At 46.7% G+C, this 21,804-nt stretch carries 19 protein-coding genes and 1 other RNA gene; 18 read left to right on the top strand and 2 right to left on the bottom strand.

Going from position 1 to position 21,804, the window contains the following annotated elements; all coding sequences use genetic code 11:
- Positions 1-95: 95 nt before the first annotated feature.
- The 13 genes from ICN14_RS05620 to rnpB all read left to right on the top strand — a co-directional run bounded on the left by ICN14_RS05620 (position 96) and on the right by rnpB (position 15,938).
- Positions 96-3,935 carry an FAD/FMN-binding oxidoreductase gene (locus ICN14_RS05620; protein WP_216225547.1) on the top strand — a complete coding sequence of 1,280 codons (3,840 nt, stop codon included), beginning with the start codon at positions 96-98 and terminating at the stop codon, positions 3,933-3,935.
- Positions 3,935-4,324, top strand: a complete 390-nt coding sequence (locus ICN14_RS05615; RefSeq protein WP_216225546.1) for a gamma-butyrobetaine hydroxylase-like domain-containing protein — start codon at positions 3,935-3,937, stop codon at positions 4,322-4,324. The genes ICN14_RS05620 and ICN14_RS05615 overlap by 1 nt, the downstream gene beginning before the upstream one ends.
- A 26-nt stretch (positions 4,325-4,350) precedes the next feature.
- Positions 4,351-5,094, top strand: coding sequence for a bifunctional demethylmenaquinone methyltransferase/2-methoxy-6-polyprenyl-1,4-benzoquinol methylase UbiE (gene ubiE, locus ICN14_RS05610; protein WP_216225545.1), 744 nt, complete (start codon positions 4,351-4,353; stop codon positions 5,092-5,094).
- A 56-nt stretch (positions 5,095-5,150) separates the two neighbouring features.
- On the top strand, positions 5,151-6,062 hold the full coding sequence (locus tag ICN14_RS05605; RefSeq protein ID WP_216225544.1) for a Tim44 domain-containing protein: 912 nt from the start codon (positions 5,151-5,153) through the stop codon (positions 6,060-6,062).
- Between the two features lie 52 nt (positions 6,063-6,114).
- Positions 6,115-6,732, top strand: a complete 618-nt coding sequence (locus tag ICN14_RS05600; RefSeq protein ID WP_216225543.1) for an SCP2 domain-containing protein — start codon at positions 6,115-6,117, stop codon at positions 6,730-6,732.
- A gap of 6 nt (positions 6,733-6,738) precedes the next feature.
- Positions 6,739-8,325 carry a ubiquinone biosynthesis regulatory protein kinase UbiB gene (ubiB, locus tag ICN14_RS05595; RefSeq protein WP_216225542.1) on the top strand — a complete coding sequence of 529 codons (1,587 nt, stop codon included), beginning with the start codon at positions 6,739-6,741 and terminating at the stop codon, positions 8,323-8,325.
- A 64-nt stretch (positions 8,326-8,389) separates the two neighbouring features.
- The gene (locus ICN14_RS05590; RefSeq protein ID WP_216225541.1) at positions 8,390-9,043 is read left to right on the top strand and encodes a DUF502 domain-containing protein; all 654 of its coding nucleotides are present in this window, start codon (positions 8,390-8,392) and stop codon (positions 9,041-9,043) included.
- A 16-nt stretch (positions 9,044-9,059) separates the two neighbouring features.
- The gene (aspS, locus tag ICN14_RS05585; RefSeq protein WP_216225540.1) at positions 9,060-10,859 is read left to right on the top strand and encodes an aspartate--tRNA ligase; all 1,800 of its coding nucleotides are present in this window, start codon (positions 9,060-9,062) and stop codon (positions 10,857-10,859) included.
- A 21-nt stretch (positions 10,860-10,880) separates the two neighbouring features.
- Positions 10,881-11,324 carry a dihydroneopterin triphosphate diphosphatase gene (gene nudB, locus ICN14_RS05580; protein WP_216225539.1) on the top strand — a complete coding sequence of 148 codons (444 nt, stop codon included), beginning with the start codon at positions 10,881-10,883 and terminating at the stop codon, positions 11,322-11,324.
- Between the two features lie 24 nt (positions 11,325-11,348).
- A complete protein-coding gene (locus ICN14_RS05575) occupies positions 11,349-13,172 on the top strand; it encodes an ABC transporter ATP-binding protein/permease (RefSeq protein ID WP_216225538.1) in 1,824 nt (607 codons plus the stop codon).
- A gap of 9 nt (positions 13,173-13,181) precedes the next feature.
- On the top strand, positions 13,182-14,504 hold the full coding sequence (locus ICN14_RS05570; protein WP_216225537.1) for a glycerate kinase: 1,323 nt from the start codon (positions 13,182-13,184) through the stop codon (positions 14,502-14,504).
- Between the two features lie 2 nt (positions 14,505-14,506).
- Positions 14,507-15,565: a dihydroorotase gene (gene pyrC, locus ICN14_RS05565; protein WP_216225536.1), complete on the top strand. Its 1,059-nt coding sequence runs from the start codon at positions 14,507-14,509 to the stop codon at positions 15,563-15,565.
- 66 nt (positions 15,566-15,631) lie between these two features.
- Positions 15,632-15,938, top strand: an RNA gene (gene rnpB, locus ICN14_RS05560) — RNase P RNA component class A.
- A gap of 11 nt (positions 15,939-15,949) precedes the next feature.
- On the opposite strand, the gene ICN14_RS05555 is transcribed toward rnpB, so the two are convergent.
- A complete protein-coding gene (locus tag ICN14_RS05555) occupies positions 15,950-16,375 on the bottom strand; it encodes an OsmC family protein (protein WP_216225535.1) in 426 nt (141 codons plus the stop codon).
- 419 nt (positions 16,376-16,794) lie between these two features.
- On the opposite strand from ICN14_RS05555, the gene rplM reads away from it, so the two are divergent.
- The 4 genes from rplM to erpA all read left to right on the top strand — a co-directional run bounded on the left by rplM (position 16,795) and on the right by erpA (position 19,275).
- On the top strand, positions 16,795-17,223 hold the full coding sequence (rplM, locus tag ICN14_RS05550; protein WP_011903721.1) for a 50S ribosomal protein L13: 429 nt from the start codon (positions 16,795-16,797) through the stop codon (positions 17,221-17,223).
- 9 nt (positions 17,224-17,232) lie between these two features.
- Complete coding sequence (gene rpsI / locus ICN14_RS05545) at positions 17,233-17,634, top strand: 30S ribosomal protein S9 (RefSeq protein ID WP_173961023.1); 402 nt, start codon at positions 17,233-17,235, stop codon at positions 17,632-17,634.
- Between the two features lie 112 nt (positions 17,635-17,746).
- Positions 17,747-18,805 carry an N-acetyl-gamma-glutamyl-phosphate reductase gene (argC, locus tag ICN14_RS05540; protein ID WP_216225534.1) on the top strand — a complete coding sequence of 353 codons (1,059 nt, stop codon included), beginning with the start codon at positions 17,747-17,749 and terminating at the stop codon, positions 18,803-18,805.
- Between the two features lie 83 nt (positions 18,806-18,888).
- On the top strand, positions 18,889-19,275 hold the full coding sequence (erpA, locus tag ICN14_RS05535) for an iron-sulfur cluster insertion protein ErpA (RefSeq protein ID WP_216225533.1): 387 nt from the start codon (positions 18,889-18,891) through the stop codon (positions 19,273-19,275).
- Between the two features lie 18 nt (positions 19,276-19,293).
- Here the strand turns inward: erpA and ICN14_RS05530 are convergent, their stop codons facing one another.
- Positions 19,294-20,424, bottom strand: coding sequence for an anhydro-N-acetylmuramic acid kinase (locus ICN14_RS05530; protein ID WP_216225532.1), 1,131 nt, complete (start codon positions 20,422-20,424; stop codon positions 19,294-19,296).
- A gap of 101 nt (positions 20,425-20,525) precedes the next feature.
- Between ICN14_RS05530 and tyrS the strand changes: the two genes are divergently transcribed.
- Positions 20,526-21,758, top strand: a complete 1,233-nt coding sequence (tyrS, locus tag ICN14_RS05525; protein WP_216225531.1) for a tyrosine--tRNA ligase — start codon at positions 20,526-20,528, stop codon at positions 21,756-21,758.
- The last annotated feature ends 46 nt before the right edge of the window (positions 21,759-21,804 follow it).

Below are 21,804 nucleotides of genomic sequence, written 5' to 3'. Positions count from 1 at the left end.
TGCAAGGGTTTATCGCCTTAGGCCAACATCTTTCTTGGTTTCCTGCCAATATCAAGTTCCCTCAATTAAAATGCATATTTATCAAATATGACGCTATGAACGCTCCATTAGCTTTGAACCAGTTGCTGGATGCCGAAGCGGGCTCACCCCGCCTCCGCGAAATCCCCTACAACTACACCTCCTTTTCCGATCGTGAAATCGTTATTCGCTTATTGGGCGAGGAGTCCTGGCGCGTTCTGAATGATCTGCGTGGGGTTCGCCGTACTGGCCGCTCAGCTCGTATGTTGTTCGAAGTATTGGGCGACATCTGGGTAGTACAACGCAATCCTTTCTTGCAAGATGACTTATTGGATAACGCCAATCGTCGTCAATTATTGATTGATGCTCTATGGCATCGTCTTGGCGAAGTAAAGAAAAGATCTAGCGGTGAATCCGTCGAGCAAGTTCAGATTTTGCTGAAAGCCGCACATCGCGCAGTTGAAAATTTTGAGCAAGGCTTTAAGGAAGTTACAGAGATTCGTAAACGAGCTCGCAAGGAACTTGGCCGCATCACTGCTGCAGACAATATTTGTTTTGATGGTGTCTCACGTGCAGCGCACGTAACCGATGCAACCGACTGGCGTGTTGAGTTTCCGCTGGTAGTTCTCAAGCCGGATTACGAATCTGAAATCCCTGGCTTAGTGAAAGCTTGTGTTGAATTAGGTTTAACCATCATTCCTCGTGGAGGTGGCACTGGTTACACCGGTGGTGCCATTCCTCTCTACGCTATGTCGGCAGTAATTAACACCGAGAAGCTTGAGCAAATCGATGCAGTCAAACTCAAACGTTTGCCGGGCGTAGATCATGAAGTGTCTACGATATTTACTGGTGCTGGTGTAGTCACTCGCAGAGTCTCTGATGCCGCAGAGCGCGCTGGGCTTGTGTTTGCGGTCGATCCGACTTCAGCTGATGCGAGTTGTATCGGTGGCAATATTGCGATGAACGCGGGCGGTAAAAAAGCAGTCTTGTGGGGCACTGCACTTGATAATTTAGCCAGCTGGCGCATGGTGGATCCAGAGGGTAATTGGCTGGATATTGAGCGCCTTGAACATAATCTGGGAAAAATTCACGTTGCAGAAAAAGTACGCTTTCAGCTGACTTGGTCTGATGGTTCAAGTGAGCCAGGCGAACGCATTCTCAAAACAGAAATTTTAGAAGTAGAAGGCAAGCGCTTCCGTAAAGAAGGTTTGGGTAAAGATGTGACTGATAAATTTTTATCAGGCTTGCCCGGCGTTCAAAAAGAAGGTTGCGACGGATTAATTATGAGCGCTACTTGGATTTTGCATCGCATGCCGAAGTTCATGCGCACTGTTTGCTTGGAGTTTTTTGGTCAAGCGCAAGAGGCAATTCCTAGCATCGTAGAAATCAAAGCCTATCTTGATGGCTTAAGTAAGGATGGCGGACCAATCCTTGCTGGCTTAGAGCATTTAGATGATCGCTATTTGAGGGCGGTTGGTTACTCAACTAAATCCAAGCGCAATGCTTTGCCGAAGATGGTATTGATTGGCGATATCGCTGGTGATGATGAAGAGGCTGTAGCCGCAGCAACCAGTGAAGTCGTGCGCATGGCCAACAACCGAGTGGGCGAAGGCTTCGTGGCGGTTAGTGCAGAAGCGCGCAAGAAGTTTTGGTTGGATCGTGCGCGCACTGCTGCAATTGCCCGTCATACCAATGCCTTTAAGATCAATGAAGATGTGGTGATTCCATTGCCACGTATGGGTGAGTACACCAACGGTATTGAGCGCATCAATATCGAACTCTCTCTCAAAAATAAATTACAAGTTTTAGATGCTCTCGAGGCTTTCCTGAAAAAGAGCGCCTTGCCGCTTGGCAAGAATGATGAAGACTATGAAATCCCTAGCGCTGAAATCTTAGGTGATCGTGTACAGCAAGCGCTAGAGTTGATTGCTAAGGTGCGGACAAATTGGTCTGTATGGCTCAAGGAGATGGATACCTACTTCCCAGGCTTGCAGGATTACAGCCTACGCGCCTCCTGGAAGACGGAAGTTCGTTCTGAGCTCAGAATCATTTTTGGCGGCTTGGCATTTGAGCCTATCCTCAATGAGTTAGAAACTATCCATAAAAATGTATTGCGTAAGCGGGTGTTTGTAGCGCTGCATATGCATGCTGGCGACGGTAATGTTCATACCAATATTCCAGTGAATTCAGATGACTACGAGATGTTGCAAGATGCACATCGCGCTGTTGATCGGATCATGAAATTGGCTCGTTCATTAGATGGTGTAATTTCTGGTGAGCATGGTATTGGTATTACGAAGCTAGAGTACTTGACTGAGGAAGAGCTTAAGGATTTCCGAGCTTATAAAAATCGCGTAGATCCAGAGGGCCGCTTCAATAAGGGCAAGTTAATGCCGAATGCTGATCTCAGCATTGCTTACACTCCGAGTTTTGGTTTGATGGGTCATGAGTCCATCATCATGCAGCAGAGTGATATTGGTGCGATTGCCGATAGCGTGAAAGATTGTTTACGTTGCGGTAAGTGCAAGCCGGTCTGCTCTACACATGTACCGCGTGCGAATTTGCTTTACAGCCCACGTGACAAAATTTTGGCAACTTCTTTATTGATTGAAGCTTTCTTATATGAAGAGCAAACGCGTCGTGGCGTATCGATTCGACATTGGGAGATGTTTGATGACGTAGCGGCACACTGCACTGTATGTCATAAGTGTTTGACACCATGCCCAGTCAATATTGATTTTGGCGATGTCACTATGAATATGCGTAACTTGTTACGCAAGATGGGTCAGCAGCGTTTTAATCCTGGAACTGCCGCATCCATGCTCTTCTTGAATGCTACCGATCCAGACACCATCAAGTTAGTTCGCAAGACCATGATTGGTTGGGGTTATAAGCTTCAGCGTTTGGGTAACGATGTTTTCCGTAAATTAGCGCGTAAGCAAACTGCCCATCCGCCTGCGACGGTCACAAAGCCGAATATAAAAGAGCAGGTTATTTTCTTTGTGAATAAGAAGATGCCTGGTAACTTGCCTAAGAAAACAGCTCGCGCACTTTTGGATATTGAGGATGCAAATTACGTTCCCATTATTCGCGATCCAAAAACCACTTCTGCAGATACAGAAGCCGTGTTTTATTTCCCGGGGTGCGGTTCTGAGCGTTTGTTCTCACAGGTGGGTTTAGCTACACAGGCAATGTTGTGGAATGTCGGCGTGCAGACTGTATTGCCTCCGGGTTACCTCTGTTGTGGCTACCCACAGCGTGGTAATGGTGACTTTGATAAAGCAGAGAAGATGATCACGGACAACCGTGTTCTTTTCCATCGCGTAGCCAATACCCTAAATTACTTGGATATCAAGACTGTCGTAGTTTCATGTGGCACTTGTTATGACCAGTTGGCGGGCTATCAGTTTGAACAAATCTTCCCAGGTTGTCGCATTATTGATATCCATGAGTACCTGCTTGAAAAGGGCGTCAAACTTTCGAACGTGACTGGTGTGAAGTATATGTACCACGATCCATGCCACTCGCCGATGAAATTGCAAGATCCATTGAAGACAGTGAATGAGTTGATTCAGTCAGAAGATGGCAAAGCTATTCAGAAGAATGATCGCTGTTGCGGTGAATCTGGCACGCTTGCAGTAACACGTCCCGATATTTCAACTCAAGTGCGCTTCCGTAAGCAGATTGAAATGGAGAAGGGCGCCAATGAATTGCGCAAAGATGATTTCACTGGTGATGTCAAAGTGCTCACCAGCTGCCCATCTTGCCTGCAAGGTCTCACTCGTTTTGATGCGGATAGTGGTACGACGGCTGACTACATCGTCGTTGAAATGGCGCAGAAATTATTGGGCCCTGATTGGATGCAAGATTATGTTGCCAAGGCAAACCAAGGCGGTATCGAGAGGGTATTGGTTTAATGATTCCAACTAATGTTGTAGTGCATCAGCAGTCAAAAGTTCTAGAGCTCAGTTATGAGAATGGCAATACTTATCGCCTTCCTTTTGAGTTCTTAAGGGTGGTATCTCCTTCGGCTGAGGTGCAGGGTCACGGCCCAGGACAAGAAACTTTGCAAACTGGTAAGCGTGAGGTGCTCATCGCCAATATTGAGCCGGTAGGCCATTACGCTCTGAAGCCTTCATTTTCAGATGGACATGATTCTGGTTTGTATTCCTGGGACTACTTGCAATTCTTATGCGAGAACCATGAAGCGCTCTGGAAAGAACACTTGGACAAATTGGCGGCTGCTGGTGTAGATCGTGATACTCCAATGAGTGTTGCTGGTGGTAAGTCTTGCGGTAGTCATTAAGCATTCAAATAGATAGAGCTAAGAATATGAGTAAGACTCACTTTGGATACCAAAGCGTCGATGAAGCAGAAAAAGCAGGCAAGGTTGCAGAAGTATTTCATTCTGTAGCTAGCAAATACGATGTCATGAATGACCTAATGTCATTTGGTCTTCATCGCTTATGGAAGAAGGTCACGATTGCTCGTGCGCAAGTTCGCCCTGGACAAAAGGTATTAGATATCGCTGGCGGTACCGGTGACTTAGCTGCCGCCTTTGCTCGTGCAGCAGCTTGGGGGCATAACCCAGAGGCTCAAGTATGGTTAAGCGACATTAACGCTTCGATGTTGGGCGTTGGTCGTGATCGTCTTTTAGATCAGGGCTTGGCTTTGCCTTGCGTTCAGTTTGATGCAGAGAAAATCCCTTTTCCAACTGCTCACTTTGATGTGGTGACGGTAGCCTTTGGTCTGCGCAATATGACTCATAAAGATGTTGCTTTAAAAGAGATGCTGCGGGTGATTAAGCCGGGCGGCCGAGTATTGGTGCTGGAGTTCTCTAAGCCAGATGCTTTTTTACAGCCGGTGTACGACACTTATTCATTCAAAGTATTGCCTTGGTTGGGTGAAAAAATTGCCCAAGATTCTGAGAGTTATCGTTATCTAGCTGAATCCATTCGTATGCATCCAGATGCTGAAGCCCTTAAAGACATCATGCTGGGGGTCGGTTTTGATGAGGTCGATACCCATAGAATGACTGGGGGTATCGTTGCACTCCATATTGGTATTAAATACTAGTGAATTTGTAGTTTTTAGCAGTCCAGAATTAAAGTAGTTTTATAGGGGATAAAAATATGAACAAGCATTTTTTCAAGGCAGTTCTATTAAGTGTCAGCTTAATATTTGCTACCGTTGGTCATGCTGATGCCGCCCGTTTAGGTGGTGGAAGAAGTATCGGCAAGGCACCAAGCGCACCAATGCAAAAGCAAGCCGCTCCTGTACAAAAACCAGCTCAACAAGCGCAGCCAGCGACACCAGCTGCAGCTCCTCAGGCGCCAGCACCAAGCCGCTTTGGCGGTATGGGTGGCATTCTGGGTGGACTTGCTGCAGGCCTTGGTATTGGATATCTCTTGTCTCATTTTGGTATGGGTGAAGCCGCATCTTCATTGATTACTGGATTGTTAATTGCGGTTCTAGCAGGCTTTGCCATCATGTTTGTGATGAGAAGATTGTTGCCTGCCTTATCTGGTGCCAATAAGGGCCCTCAAGTTAGCTCTCAGGGAATGCAGCGCGCAAATGTGGATCAAGCCCCGAGGCAAGAGCCCGCATTTACTCCGGCTGCAAATGCATTTGGTGGTGTATCCAGTGAGCCGGCACCATTTCAATCCACCTTGCCGCCAGGATTTGATGAGTACGCATTTTTAGACAATGCGAAGCAATATTTTTCAGGCTTGCAAAAAGCGTGGGATCAGGGAGACCTGGCAGCTTTGCGTGAATACACCACCCCAGAGATGTTCGCCACAATTGAGCAGGATCTTGCGGGTCGAGCTGACAGCGCTAATCAAACCGATGTTGTGACACTCAATGCGCAACTCATCGGGATTGAGACAACCGACAATACTTATTACTGTAGCGTGCAGTTCACAGGCATGATTCGTGAGCAAGTAGGTGCACAGGCGAATAATTTCTCTGAAATTTGGAATTTAAGTAAGCCAGTAAACGGCCCTGGAGGCTGGGTACTAGCGGGTATTTCTCAGTTGGTTTAAGCTTGAGGTACTTTCCATTGAAAGCCCGCACTTGTGCGGGTTTTTTACACTTATGACCACCGCATCTCCCGCTACCCACCATATCGCAGCCTCTGCTGCTTGCCGAGGGATCAATCACGTCCTGAAGGCTGAGCCCTGGGCTATGGCGGAGTTAGCACGGCATGCCGGTAAAGTGATTTTATTGAGTCTGCCAATTGGCCAGCTTTGCTTTGAATTAACGCCCGAGGGCTCTTTAGTCTCTTTGGCGAATATTGATAACCCCTCTCTTGAGCTTGAGGTATCTCCTGAAGCGCTAAGCGCTTTGGCTGGTGGACCTGGCGGTTTACGAGAGCAGGCAATGAAGTCAGTCAAGATTACTGGCGACGCTGACTTGGCTCAACTATTGGGTCGCTTAGCAGGTCAGATTCGGTGGGAGTACGAAGAGGATCTAGCGCGCTTCATTGGAGATGCTCCCGCTAACTTTGCTGTTCGTCAGGGAAAGAAATTTATTTCCGCCGGGAAGTCAGCTGCGACTGATCTACTGGAAAACGTAGTGGAGTACGTCAGCGAAGAAAGAAAAGTACTTTTGAGTAAACGAGATTTTATGATTCGCAAAAATGAGTTAAGCGCATTGCGTGATGCGGTTGATCGAGTGGAAAAGCGCATCCAACTTTTAGAGCGAAAAGGTTAATTCATTGTGCGTCGTTTAGCTCGTCTTTCCTTTATTTTCTTCACAGCATGGCGTTATGGCTTATTGCCATTGCTACGCGATATTCTGAAACCCGGTATTCGTCGTGGTCTGTTAACTATTCTTTGCTGGACTTCGCCGGGGCAGTCTCTGCCTAGAGGCGAGCGCATTCGTTTGACCTTAGAAGCGCTGGGTCCAATCTTCGTCAAATTTGGACAGGTACTCTCTACTCGACGTGATTTATTGCCAGAAGATATTGCTAATGAATTGGCGAAGTTGCAAGATCAAGTCCCACCGTTTTCTAATGCCGAATCTTGTCGCTTGATTGAGCAGGCGATGGGGCAATCCATCGAAGAAGTATTTATTAGTTTTGATGCAACCCCCGTAGCTAGTGCCTCTGTAGCCCAAGTGCACTTTGGCTTACTGCGCGGCACTGAGAAGCATCCGGAGTGGGAAGGCCGTGCAGTAGCGGTTAAAGTTCTGCGCCCAGGTATCTTGCCAATCATTGATGGCGATCTTGCTTTGCTCTATGACTTAGCAAAAATTATTGAGAGACTCTCGGCGGATGGTCGTCGCCTAAAGCCCCGAGAGAATGTTGCAGAGTTTGATACCTATTTGCATGATGAATTAGATCTCATGCGTGAAGCGGCAAATGCAAGTCAGTTGCGTCGCTATTTTGTTGACTCTAAAAAGTTAATGATTCCAGAGATGTATTGGGATTTATGTCACACCAATGTCATCGTGATGGAAAGGATGGATGGCATCTCGATTGGGCGAACAGCGGAGTTGCGCGCTGCTGGCGTTGACTTCAAAAAACTTGCCGCTGATGGCGTAGAAATATTTTTCACACAAGTATTTGAGCATGGCTTCTTTCATGCCGACATGCATCCTGGCAACATTATGATTAGCCTCGAGCCAGAAACATTTGGTCGATTTATTTCTTTGGATTTCGGGATTGTTGGCGCACTGAGTCAGTCTGACAAAAGTTACCTGGCATTAAATTTCTTAGCCTTCTTTAATCGCGATTACCGTCGTGTCGCCGAATTGCATATTGAGTCTGGCTGGGTTCCGGCAAATACACGCGTTGAAGAACTTGAAGGTGCAATACGCTCCGTTTGCGAACCTTACTTTGATCGCCCTTTAAAGGAAATTTCCTTGGGGATCGTGCTGATGCGTTTATTCCAGACCTCCCGTCGCTTCAAGGTGGAAATTCAGCCGCAACTCACTTTGCTCCAGAAGACTTTGCTCAATGTCGAAGGTCTTGCTCGCCAGCTTGATCCAGATATGGACCTCTGGAAGACTGCTAAGCCAATTTTGGAAAAATGGGTCAGTCAGCAGTTGGGTTGGAGGGCTTTGGTGGATGGCATCAAGGCTGAGGCGCCAAGTTGGGCACAAATTTTGCCAACCTTGCCACGGCTAATTGCTGAGAGTTTGGCGCAAGCCCGAGCCCCCCAAAGGGATCAAAACGCTGAATTAGAGGTCTTAAAAGGCCTTTTATTGCAGGAAAGACGCACTCACCGCCTCTTAGTGGGGGCTTTGCTGTTTGCGGGCGGCTTTTTGGCTGGGATTCTGATAATCGGTCTTGGTCTTTACTAGACTGTCCCCAGCCGTCGCTTAAACCGCTAAAATGCCAGGTTAGGCAAGGCGTAAGCATAGGCAAATGAAAAAATACTTTATTGCAGGCATTTTGGTGTGGGCACCGATGTCAATCACCATTTGGGTGATTGCATGGGGTCTGGGCCTGCTCGACGGTGTTTTTGGCTCTGTAATGCATGCCATTATTGCCGTCTTCCCAAATCAGTTTGCCGGTGATTTACAGCATTTCCGTGAGTTACCAGGTGTAGGTATTTTGATTGTGGTGTCGGTCATTATGGTTACCGGCTTACTCGCAATTAGCTTTGCAGGACAGTGGTGGATGAAGGTGTGGAATCGCTTCATGAACCGCATTCCGATTGTGAGATCAATCTATTCCAGCGTTCAACAAGTATCCTCAACTCTGTTCTCTGGCAGTGGCCAAGCTTTTAGTAAAGCACTATTAATTCGCTATCCACATGCAGATTCTTGGGCAATTGCGTTTCAGACTGGTATGCCAGCAAAAGAAGTTGCTGCGAAGTTAGGTGAGGATTACGTCAATGTATTTCTACCAACTACGCCAAATCCAACCTCTGGATTTTTTATGATCGTCCCACGTGCGCACACCATTGAATTAGAGATGAGTGTCGAAGAGGCGCTCAAACATATTGTTTCAATGGGATCCGTTCCCCCCACCAGTTCAACTGGTTTGACCGCTATTGGGTCAAACCGCCATCTTTGATTTATAGGAAATTGTTATGTCGATGCGAAGCCATACCTGCGGTCAGGTAACCGAATCACTCATTGGTCAAGAAATTACTCTCTCTGGTTGGGTGAATCGTCGCCGTGACCACGGCGGGGTGATCTTTATTGACTTACGTGATCACCAAGGTTTTGTTCAGGTAGTCTGCGATCCAGATCGCCCAGAGATGTTTGCATTGGCTGAGCAGGTTCGTAATGAGTTTTGTATTCAGATCAAAGGTTTGGTACGCGCGCGTCCTGCTGGCACTGAGAACAATGATTTAGTGAGCGGAAAGATTGAAGTGCTTTGCCATAGCTTAGTCATTCTCAATGCATCTATTACTCCTCCATTCCAATTGGAAGATGAGAATTTATCCGAGACCACTCGCTTAACCCATCGCGTACTGGATTTGCGTCGCCCGCAAATGCAAAAGAATTTGCGTTTACGTTACAACGTTGCCATGGAATGCCGTCGCTACTTAGATGCTGCTGGTTTTATTGATATTGAAACGCCGATGTTGACGAAGAGCACTCCTGAAGGTGCGCGCGACTATTTAGTTCCTTCACGTGTTCATGATGGTCAGTTCTTTGCCTTGCCGCAGTCCCCTCAGTTGTTTAAACAGTTGTTGATGGTGGCTGGATTTGATCGTTACTACCAAATTACGAAGTGTTTCCGTGATGAAGATTTGCGTGCTGACCGTCAGCCTGAATTTACACAGATCGACTGTGAAACAGCCTTCCTAGATGAATTAGAAATCCGTGAATTATTTGAAAATATGATTCGTCATATTTTCAAAACCACCATGAATGTTGAGTTGCCTAATCCATTCCCAACGATGCCTTATTCAGAAGGTATGGCGCGCTTCGGTTCAGATAAGCCAGATCTGCGTGTGAATTTTGAATTCACCGAATTGACTGACTTGATGAAAGATGTGGATTTCAAGGTGTTCTCTGGCGCAGCAAACCAAGAGGGTGGGCGCGTAGTTGGTTTATGCGTACCTGGCGGTGCTGAAATTAGCCGTAGTGAAATTGATGACTACACTCAATTTGTAGCAATCTATGGCGCCAAAGGTTTAGCTTGGATCAAGGTGAATTCTGTTGCTGAAGGTCGCAATGGTTTGCAATCACCTATCGTGAAGAACTTGCATGATGCTGCGATTGAAGGCATCTTGAAGCGCACTGGTGCTAAAGATGGCGACATTATTTTCTTCGGTGCTGATAAAGAAAAAGTAGTCAATGACGCTATCGGTGGCTTGCGTTTGAAGATTGGTCATTCCGCTTGGGGTAAAGAGCATGGTCTATCTACTGAAGGTTGGAAGCCATTGTGGGTAGTTGATTTCCCAATGTTTGAATACGATGACGACAATGCCCGTTGGGTCGCATGTCACCATCCATTCACTAGCCCTAAAGATGAGCACATGCAGTACCTCGAATCAAATCCTGGTAAGTGCTTAGCTAAAGCCTATGACATGGTTTTGAACGGCAGCGAGATTGGTGGCGGATCAGTCCGTATTCACCAAGAGGTAGTTCAGAGCCAGGTATTCCGTGCCTTGAAGATCGGCGCTGAAGAAGCGCAGGCCAAGTTTGGATTCTTGTTAGATGCCTTGCAATATGGTGCGCCTCCGCATGGTGGTATTGCGTTTGGCCTGGATCGTATCGTCACTATGATGACCGGTGCTGAGTCTATTCGTGATGTGATCGCCTTCCCTAAAACGCAACGTGCACAGTGCTTATTGACACAGGCTCCTAGCCCAGTGGATGAGCGTCAGTTAAAAGAATTGCATATTCGTTTGCGCCAAGCTGCTCCAGCTGCTTAAGCAGGAAAGTCTTAGGGCATCTTGAAAATCCCCATTTCGGTTTTAGTAGTTATTCACAAATCGAATGGGGAGGTCTTGCTAATAGAGCGGGCCGATAAAGCCAATTTCTGGCAATCTGTTACTGGCAGTGTGGATTCCCTTGACGAGGATCTCGGTGTAGCTGCTGCGCGGGAAGTCCTTGAAGAGACGGGGATTGATGTTGATTCTCTTCCAGCAGGTTCCTTGCAAAATATGCGCCATCAGATCGAGTATGAGATCTATCCGCAGTGGCGTCACCGCTATGCCCCTGGCGTAACTAGAAATGCTGAGCATTGGTTTTCATTACTAGTACCCGATGACACGCAAGTTCAATTGGCCCCTAGAGAGCATGTAGCTTATCAGTGGCTACCTTTTGCTGATGCTGCTAGCAAATGTTTCTCTCGCAGTAATGGCGAAGCAATTTTGAAGTTATTCTCTGCGCACTAGAGTGGAAGTGACTAAGATAGAGCGATGAGACATTCATCAGGGCATCACCATTCGGCAGGAAATCCAAAGCCATCATCGGGAAACGACTGGAAAGTCATTCGTGATTTACTTCCCTATTTATTAGAGTACAGATTTAGGGTTGCGATAGCCCTGACATGCTTAGTGGCGGCTAAGGTCACCAATCTTGGCATTCCAATTTTGATGAAGCAATTGATTGATGAGCTCAACATCAAAGCTGACTCTCCCCAAGCGTTATTAGTAGTACCGGCCGGATTGATTCTGGCTTATGGCCTCTTAAGGGTGTCTGCTTCCTTATTTACCGAACTGCGCGAATCCCTCTTTGCACGCGTCACTCAAAACGCAGTACGCAAGGTGGCTCTACAAGTCTTTGAGCATTTACATTCCTTAGCACTCAGCTTTCATTTGGCTCGTCAGACCGGCGGAGTCAGTCGAGATATTGAGCGGGGAACTCGCGGTATTCAGTCGCTGATTTCCTATTCCTTGTATAGCATCCTGCCAACCCTGATTGAGTTTTGTTTGGTGCTTGGCTACCTGGCTTACGCATACGATATTTGGTTTGCTGTTATTACCTTGATTGCATTGGTGCTCTACATTGCCTTTACGGTCGTAGTGACAGAGTGGCGGACGCATTTCCGACGTACTATGAATGATATGGATTCAAAGGCCAATCAGAAAGCGATTGACTCCCTATTGAATTTTGAGACCGTAAAGTACTTTGGCAACGAAGCCTTTGAGGCTAGTCGTTACGATCAAAATCTCATCCGCTACCAAACAGCTGCAGTGAAGTCCCAGAAATCCTTAGCCGTTCTGAATCTTGGACAGCAAGCAATTATTGCCATTGGATTAGTTCTGATTTTGTGGCGCGCAACGCAGGGTGTGATTGATGGATCTATGACCTTGGGTGATTTGGTCTTGGTGAATACATTGATGATTCAGCTGTACATCCCATTGAATTTCTTAGGGGTAATCTATCGCGAGATCAAGCAGGCCTTGACTGATATGGATCGTATGTTCTCTCTTCTCAACACAGAGAAAGAGATTGCAGATGTACCTAATGCACAGCCTTTGCATATTGGCAATCAAGGCCGTGGTCCAGATGTTCGTTTTGACAATGTCTCTTTTCATTACGATGCTAAGCGTAAAATTCTCAAGGATGTGAGTTTTAACATTCCAGCAGGAACGATTACTGCAGTCGTAGGGCAGAGTGGTGCTGGTAAGAGTACCTTGGCTCGCTTACTGTTTCGTTTCTATGACGTTCAGTCTGGCAAGATCCTGATTGATGATCAAAATATTGTGGATGTTACTCAGTCGAGCTTACGCAAAGCGATTGGTATCGTTCCGCAAGATACCGTTTTATTTAATGACACGATTGGTTACAACATTGCTTATGGAAATCCCAATGCGTCAATTGAAGAGGTCCACGAGGCTGCTAGAGCTGCACAGATAGATCGTTTTATTAAGCATCTTCCTGATGGTTATGACACTCAAGTGGGTGAGCGTGGATTGAAGTTGTCGGGTGGTGAGAAACAGCGTGTCGCGATCGCCCGTACTTTGCTTAAAAAGCCGGCGATGCTTATTTTTGATGAGGCGACATCAGCCTTAGATTCCAAGACGGAGAGAGCATTTCAGGAGGAGTTGCTTGGTTTGGCTAAAAATCGTACGACATTGATCATTGCCCACAGGCTCTCTACGATTGTTCATGCCGATCAAATTTTGGTAATGGATCATGGTCAGATTATTGAGCGTGGAACGCATGCTGAGCTTTTAGCTGCCAATGGTCGATATGCTGAGATGTGGCAAATGCAAGAGCGCACTGCTCTTGATTAGAATATCTGCATGCGCCAGCAAGAAACTATTCTCAAAAATGCCTTTGCAGCAGCTTTAGCAGTTGCTGATCCCAAGAAAATCGTCCCTGAATATCTTGGGAAGATCTTCGCTCCGGGTTCAGAGCCAAAAGGAAGATGTTTGGTAGTGGGAGCGGGCAAGGCAAGTGCATCTATGGCAACAGCTCTAGAGTCTCATGCGAAGAATCATTGGCCCAATGTAATTCTTGAGGGCGTAGTGTTGACGAGATACGGGCACCACTCTCCAACTAGCCATATCCAAATTATTGAAGCGGGTCATCCTGTGCCTGATCAGGCCGGTATGGATGGCGCTAAAGAAATCTACCGCTTAGTAAGTGAGTTGAATCAAGGCGATATTCTGATTGCCTTGATCTCTGGCGGCGGCTCTAGCCTGCTAACCCTGCCTCAAGCGGGTATCAGTATTGAAGATATGCGTAAGACTACTGAAGCGCTATTGCGGTCTGGCGCGCCGATTGAAGAGATGAATGTTGTTCGTAAACACTTATCAGCGATTCAGGGTGGAAATTTAGCAAGACTAGCAATTACAAGAGGGGCTCGAGTCGAGGCTTTGCTGATTTCTGATGTCACGGGGGATGCCCCCGCAGATATTGCAAGTGGACCTTGTGCCCCAGATTATTCGACTTACCAAGATGCTCTGAATGTTTTGACTAAGCACCGCTTAGGTCCTGACTCTATTCCAGGATCTGTTTTATCTCACTTACAGCGCGGTGTCGCTGGTGAAATTCCAGAAACCTTAAAAGAGGCTGATCTACAAAATACTGCAGTAAGCAATCATGTGATCGCTACTGCATATAAGAGTCTTGAGGCAGCAGCAGATTATGTCCGCACACAAGGTTATGAGCCCGTCATTTTAGGTGACACCATTACTGGCGAGGCGCAGGATGTGGGCATCGAGCAAGCCGCCTTAGCACGTCAGCATTCGCTTGCTGAGAGTAGTAAGCCAGTCGCCCTCATCTCCGGCGGTGAGTGTACCGTCACTATTCCTAGTGGAATAAAAGGTCGCGGTGGTCGCTGTAGCGAATATTTACTTTCACTTTTTGCAGCTTCTACAGATATTGCCAATATTTCTGCTCTAGCTGCTGACACCGACGGTATCGATGGCAGCGAGAAGAATGCCGGTGCGTGGTTTACCCCTGAGATTCGCCAAGCTGCCAATAAGCAAGGCTTGATCCCTTCGCAGTATCTAGATCGGCACGATTGCTATGATTTTTTTGCGCAATTAGATGCTTTGGTGGAAACTGGCCCTACACTGACAAATGTGAATGATTTCCGCATCATCTTGCTTGAAAAATAATTATGACTAATACCTCAACCCAAATTCAACTCATTCAGCCAGATGATTGGCATTTGCATATTCGTGATGGCGAAGTCATGAAAGATGTATTAGCAGATACTGCGCGCCAATTTGCACGCGCTATCATCATGCCGAATTTGAAGCCACCAGTAACTACGGTTGATTTAGCAAATGCCTATCGCGGTCGAATTGAAACGAATCTTCAATCATTGGGTGTGACTAGCTTTACCCCCTTGATGACTTTATATCTCACGGATAACACTTCGGCGGATGAAGTGCGCAAAGCAAAAGCTGCTGGTATTGTTGGATTTAAGTTGTATCCCGCTGGAGCAACAACCAATAGTGATGCTGGTGTTAGCGATATCAAGCGTTGTTATGCTGCACTTGAAGCGATGCAGGCTGTCGGTATGCCTTTATTGGTACACGGTGAAGTGACTAGTGCTGAGATTGATATCTTTGATCGCGAGGCAGTATTTATTGATCAAGTGCTCGAGCCGTTACGCAAAGATTTTCCTGAGCTCAAGATTGTGTTTGAACACATCACTACCAAGCAGGCCGCGCACTATGTACGTGATGCGCAAACTGCTGGAAAAAATAGCTTAGCTGCCACTATCACGCCACAACATTTATTAATGAATCGCAATGCAATTTTTGCTGGCGGTATTCGTCCGCACAATTATTGCTTGCCAGTACTCAAGCGTGAAGAGCATCGTGTTGCCTTGCTCGAAGCTGCAACAAGTGGCAGCCCAAGATTTTTCTTGGGCACTGATAGTGCGCCACACGCTAAGGGTGCCAAAGAGGCTGCTTGTGGTTGTGCTGGTTGCTACAGTGCTTTCAATGCCTTGGGTTTATATGCTGAGGCATTTGAGAGTGTTGGTAAGTTAGATAAGCTTGAGGGTTTCGCCAGTTTCTTTGGGCCTGACTTTTATTCACTACCCCGCAATACCAAGAAAATTACTTTGGTGAAGCAGACGCAAAACATTCCAGCGGAACTTCCTTTGGGTGATGCCACGATTGTGCCGCTACGTGCTGGCGAGACTATTGCCTGGACTTTGGCTTAAGCCAATCTTTAATCCCGTATTGCATTTTTAAGATTAATTTCTGCGACTGCGTTAGACTGCAGGCGCAGAGTCAATTGGGCAATCGCCGCCTCTTTATTGAGGGGGAGGAAAGTCCGGACTCCATAGGGAAGGGTGATGGCTAACGGCCATCCACGGTGACGTGAGGAATAGGGCCACAGAGACGAGCGTATTTAGTTACGGTGAAACGCGGTAACCTCCACCTGGAGCAATCCCAAGTAAGCAGGCGATGAGGCGTCCCGCTGAGTCTGCGGGTAGGGAGCTTGAGCCGTCAGGTAACTGCCGGCCTAGAGGAATGATTGCCCCTAGATGCAAATCTAGGCGACAGAATCCGGCTTATCGATTGACTCTGCACTTTCCAAATACTTATTCGTCGTTCTGGATTTCAATGGAATAGGTGATTTCTGCTGTTTTGGCGAGCATGGTTGTCGCCGAGCAGTACTTTTCGTGAGATAGCTTCACTGCACGTTCAACCTTGGCTAAATCGAGATTTTTGCCTTTAACCGTGAAATGCAGGTTAATTTTTGTAAATACCTTGGGGTCAGTCTCTGCTCGCTCGGCCGTTAACTGGACATCGTAGGCGCTAATCTCTTGACGGGCGCGTTGTAGGATGAGAACCACATCAAAGGCAGAGCAGCCGCCAGTTCCCGCCAAAATCAGCTCCATAGGCCTTGGGGCGCTATTTTTGCCTCCGGCTTCAGGTGGGCCATCCATGGTGACTTGGTGACCGCTACCGGTTTCCGCTGAAAAGGCCATTCCGCCATTACCCAACCAAGTTACTCGACATTCCATGCTAGTGACCCCTAAATTCGAAAATTAATCAATATTATCAATAGTTTACCAATAATGGCGAACTTCAGTTGCTGGCCCAATTTTGCAAAAAAGCATCAAAAACTTGATTTTGGTCAATTTTCTTGCGTCGCACCATATTTCTTGTGTAGAATAACCATATTGGTAGTCAGTCTTATACAAGACTGCGACTTACCTCCCAGTGTCTCCTCCACTTAAACATAGGTGGATTCCAACCCAGGACTCGTTCCTGGGTTTTTTTTAGGTTACAATTCAAGGCTTTACTGAATTACCGAACCAGTCAGCGGTAATTGTTGTACCAAGTGAATTACAGAATCTGCGAGCTTGCAAACATAAGCAGGGCCAAGGTGGACGTAATTTGATTGGAGTAATTTTTTTTGACTATAACAATTTGAGAAATCATGAAAACTTTTTCTGCAAAATCCCATGAGGTAGTGCATGAATGGTTCGTGATTGACGCTACGGACAAAGTCCTCGGTCGTGTCGCCAGTGAAGTGGCACTCCGTCTACGCGGCAAGCACAAGCCTGAATACACCCCACACGTTGATACCGGCGACTTCATTGTTGTCATCAACTCTTCTAAGCTGCGTGTTACAGGCACAAAAGGCTTGAACAAAATTTATTACCGTCACAGCGGATACCCAGGTGGTATTAGCTCGACTAACTTCGACAAGATGCAAGATCGTTTCCCAGGTCGCGCTTTGGAGAAGGCTGTGAAGGGTATGTTGCCAAAAGGCCCACTAGGCTATGCCATGATCAAGAAATTGAAAGTCTACGGCGACGCCAATCATCCGCATGCGGCTCAACAGCCAAAAGCGTTAGAGATTTAAGGAAACCAAATGGCTATTAATTACGGAAATTGGAATTACGGTACAGGACGTCGCAAGAGCTCTGTAGCACGTGTATTCATTAAATCTGGCAAAGGTGAGATTATCGTTAACGGTAAACCTATCGATGCTTACTTTGCTCGCGAAACATCACGCATGATCGCTCGTCAGCCTTTGGCTCTCACAGCCCACCTAACAACCTTTGATATCAAAGTAAACGTTAGCGGTGGCGGTGAAACTGGCCAAGCTGGTGCAGTTCGTCACGGTGTAACTCGTGCATTGATGGACTACGACATCACTTTGAAGCCAGCCCTGTCTAAAGCAGGTTTGGTAACTCGCGATGCTCGTGAAGTTGAGCGTAAAAAAGTTGGTCTGCATGGCGCGCGTCGTCGTAAGCAGTTCAGCAAGCGCTAATTCTTTCAGTCGCTTCAGTTTTATCGAAAGGGTCGCGCAAGCGGCCCTTTTTGTTTCTACAATCTAGGTATTAAAGAAATAAAATTCATCAGTCGGCATTTTGGAGAATGGCATGATTAAAGTTGGCATTGTAGGCGGCACTGGATATACCGGAGTGGAATTACTGCGTTTATTGGCGCAACACCCCGAAGTAAAAATTCAGGCAATTACTTCTCGTACAGAAGCTGGCATGCCAGTAGCTGAGATGTTTCCATCCTTACGTGGCCGCATTGATCTGAAATTCACGACACCAAATGAAGCCAAGTTAAATGAATGTGACGTGGTGTTCTTTGCAACACCGCATGGCGTGGCAATGGCGCAAGCTAAAGAGTTGCTTGCTAATAATGTGAAGATCTTGGATCTCGCTGCTGACTTCCGTTTGAAAGACGTTAAAGAATTTGCTAAGTGGTATGGCATGGAGCATGGCTGCCCAGAAATTTTGGCTGAAGCAGTTTATGGTTTGGCTGAAATCAATCGTGAAGAAATTAAAAAAGCGCGCGTAGTAGGTTTGGCTGGTTGCTACCCAACTTCTGTGCAGCTTGGACTTGCTCCATTGCTCTCACCAAAGTCTACTGGTGGCAAGCAACTGATTGATGGCACGCATATTATTTCTGACTCAAAGTCCGGTACATCTGGTGCTGGACGTAAAGCGGAGATTGGTACCTTATTGTCAGAGTCTAGTGATAACTTCAAGGCTTACGGTGTTAAAGGCCATCGCCATCTTCCAGAAATCGTCCAAGGCTTAAAGGCTATCGCTGGTCATGATCAGATTGGCCTGACATTTGTGCCGCATTTGACGCCAATGATTAGGGGCATTCATTCAACCCTTTATGTTCGCTTGACTGAGGCTGGAATGAAGGTGGATTTCCAAAAGCTATATGAGGATTTCTATAAGGGTGAGCCTTTTGTAGATGTGATGCCAGCTGGTAGTCACCCAGAAACACGCTCCGTGCGGGGTAGTAATGGCTTGCGGATTGCCATTCATCGTCCCGGTGACGGCGATACTTTAGTCATTTTGGTGGTTGAGGACAACTTGGTGAAAGGTGCCTCAGGCCAGGGCGTTCAGTGCATGAACCTGATGTTTGGCTTGCCTGAGACCACTGGATTAACGCAGATTGCTGTTTCACCATAATGGGGCTAGCAGGAAAGACCCTTCAGCACACTTGGAATTAAAAGCCTAAAATAAGTTATTGCCTTTTGAATTAGGAGTAAATCATGACCCAATTAGCTACGCAAGAAACTGTGCAACCTGCACAAGATTTAGCTGAACCGCCAACCCCATTGGTGTTTACGGATAGCGCTGCTGCAAAAGTGGCTGACTTGATTGCCGAAGAAGGCAATCCTGAATTAAAACTGCGCGTGTTTGTTCAAGGCGGTGGTTGCTCAGGATTTCAGTATGGTTTCACATTTGATGATGCTGTGAATGAAGATGACACACTCTTTGAAAAGAATGGTGTGACTTTATTGGTAGATTCAATGAGCTTCCAATATTTAGTTGGCGCTGAGATTGATTACAAAGAAGATATCAATGGTTCACAGTTCGTAATCAAAAATCCAAATGCGCAAACTACTTGTGGTTGCGGATCTTCTTTCTCTGCTTAAAGAGAGAAAGTAATTTAATTACGCAGGATAGCAAGCGCCTAGAATTCTAGGACCCTTCGCTCCCGTAACGGCTGGCAAATTTGCTGGCCGTTTTTCTTTATGGGCCCAAGCAAGCCATGCGAACGCGAGGCCTTCTACGAGTTGTGGATCAATGCCAAGCGTATCGCTGGTCACAATCTCTAGTGAGTTTTTGAATAAGACTTCAGCTCTGGTTTTAAATAAATCTAGCAGGGCAACATTGCGCGCACCACCACCGCAGACAACCAGTGTCTGGGTTTGCGGGGCATAGCTTTCTAAAGCTTGCAAAGCTGAGTCCACAGTTAAGTGCAATAGTGTTGCTTGTACATCTTCGGCATCGATGTTGTCGGAGCCAATTTGCTTATGCAGCCACTCTAGATGAAAGTCATCACGCCCTGTACTCTTTGGTGGCGCTTTTGCAAAAAATGCATCTGTCATCATTCTTGATAACAGCGCTTGATTGATTTTGCCTTGTGATGCCCAAGTACCGTTCTCATCAAAGGCATGACCTTGTTGATCTGCAATCCAAGCGTCCATCAACATATTGCCGGGGCCGCAATCAAAGCCCTTCACTTCACCCTCTTTGGGTAATAGCGTCAGGTTAGCAATGCCGCCAAGATTAAGCACGGCGATATTTTTATCTGTAGCAAATTGTTGCGCATGAAAGGCTGGCACTAGAGGTGCACCATGACCTCCTGCTGCTAAATCACGACTTCTAAAGTCTGCGATGACATCAATTCCGGTCAACTCTGCCAGAAGTGCTGGATTGAGGGTTTGATGAGTATAGGCAAGGTGATGCGCAAGATCGGCTTGGTGACGAATAGTCTGGCCGTGAGCGCCAATCGCGCTGATATCTGCAGGAGACAGCTTGGCCTGAGTAAGTAATTGCTTGACTGCATCTGCATAGGCTCCTGCCAAGGCATTAGCGGCCTGGTTTTCCCGGTGAATCTCGTTTGGTCCAGGGGTCTGGAGATCTAGTAGGGCTTTACGTAATTCGGGGCTAAAGGCAACGCTTACGGAGTCTAGAAGGCATGCTTCCCCGGAGGATTCTATCTTTGCCAGCACGGCATCTATCCCATCTAGGCTAGTGCCAGACATTAGGCCAATATAGAGGGATTGAGGCTTATTCATGCGGTATCAGGACTTTGTTCTCAGGAATGCGACAATTATGCTTTAGCAATTTAAATACTAATTTAACCGACTACGTAAGTCACTAAGTTAACCCAATCAGCATGACGGCTAAACCAGAACAAAAATACCCACTGACCCCTGAAGTTTTTGCAGCCCTTGAAGTGACTAAAAGGGGTTGTGATGAGTTATTGGTTGAGGCGGATTGGATTCAGAAGCTGGCTAAGAGCCAGGCGACAGGTACACCTTTGCGTATTAAGTTGGGTTTAGATCCAACGGCGCCTGATATTCATTTGGGCCATACCGTTGTTTTGAACAAGTTACGTCAGCTGCAAGATTTGGGCCATACGGTCATTTTCTTGATTGGTGATTTCACCAGCATGATTGGTGATCCTTCAGGACGCAATGCAACCCGTCCACCACTGACCGCCGAAGAAATTGCTGTCAATGCTCAGACTTACTATCGACAAGCCAGCATGGTGCTTGATCCTGCTAAAACGGAAGTCCGTTACAACAGCGAGTGGTGCGATCCTCTAGGTGCGCGCGGCATGATTCAGTTGGCAGCTCGATATACCGTTGCGCAAATGCTAGAGCGCGATGACTTTACCAAGCGCTACCGTAACGGCGTGCCCATCTCTGTACATGAGTTCTTGTATCCATTGATGCAAGGCTATGACTCTGTTGCTTTGAAGAGTGACTTAGAGCTTGGCGGTACTGATCAGAAATTTAATCTCTTAGTTGGGCGCGAGCTCCAACGTGAGTATGGCCAAGAGCCGCAATGTATTTTGACAATGCCTCTCCTCGTTGGTTTGGATGGCGTAGACAAGATGAGTAAGTCCAAAGGGAATTACATTGGCATCAGCGAGCCTGCTGGTGAGATGTTTGGCAAGCTCTTGAGTATCTCCGATGAGTTGATGTGGGATTACTTCACCTTGCTGTCATTCCGCCCGATGGCTGAAATTGATTTAATGAAACAAGAAGTGGCTGCTGGCAGAAATCCAAAAGATTGCAAAGTACTGCTCGCACAAGAAATCGTGGCACGCTTTCATTCGCAGGCTGCTGCAGAAAAAGCATTGGAAGACTTTAATCATCGCGCTAAAGGTGGCGTACCTGACGACATTCCAGAAGTAAATCTTTCTGGCGCCCCAATGCAGATCGCCAATCTTCTGAAAGCTGCCGGATTAGCGCCATCAACATCAGAAGCCAATCGCAACATTGAACAAAACGGTGTGAAGATTGATGGCGCAACAGTTACCGATAAGCAATTGAAAGTTGAGGCCGGTACGTATGTAGTGCAGGTAGGTAAGCGTAAGTTTGCTAAGGTAACTTTAACTTAACTTTTTTAACGCAGCAAAAAGCATTTAAAACTAATTTTTTTGGTTT

This window comes from Polynucleobacter sp. MG-27-Goln-C1, from assembly GCF_018881905.1.
Taxonomy (GTDB): domain Bacteria; phylum Pseudomonadota; class Gammaproteobacteria; order Burkholderiales; family Burkholderiaceae; genus Polynucleobacter.
This window is presented reverse-complemented; position numbering and strand designations above follow the sequence as displayed.